The 497-nt window shown below is 53.3% G+C and carries 1 rRNA gene; it reads left to right on the top strand.

What is annotated here, in order from left to right:
* Positions 1 to 96 (top strand): 16S ribosomal RNA (locus ACAM49_RS40385); the annotation flags it as partial.
* Between the last annotated feature and the right edge of the window lie 401 nt (positions 97 to 497).

The following is a 497-nucleotide window of genomic DNA, read 5'->3' as shown; positions in this document are numbered from 1 at the left end:
CCTCGTGGGAGGGAGCCGTCGAAGGTGGGATTGGCGATTGGGACGAAGTCGTAACAAGGTAGCCGTACCGGAAGGTGCGGCTGGATCACCTCCTTTCTAAGGAGCACTTCTACGCAACGCTCTTCACACAGGTGAATGAGAATGCGTCAGAGACCGTTTAGTTCCCAACTGTGGAACTGCGGACGCTCATGGGTGGAACACTGACAACCTTCATCGCACCATGTTCGAGGCCATGTCTTCGAGCGCGGTGAATATACCGACACACTATTGGGTCCTGAAAGAACACGCGAAAGCGATTCTTTCTAGGAATCACAAACGACGAGACTGAATCCTCAGTCATACCGCCGAGCTTGCTCGGGCTGGTGCTGAAGTACGGATTTGGACTTGTGTGTTGTTTGAGAACTGCACAGTGGACGCGAGCATCTTTGTTAGTAAGTGTGTAAGAGCGTACGGTGGATGCCTTGGCACCAGGAGCCGATGAAGGACGTAGTAGGCTG

This window comes from Nocardia sp. JMUB6875 (genome assembly GCF_041154655.1).
GTDB lineage: Bacteria > Actinomycetota > Actinomycetes > Mycobacteriales > Mycobacteriaceae > Nocardia.
Note: the sequence above shows the minus strand (reverse complement) of the source record. Positions and strands in the feature narration are given on the sequence as shown.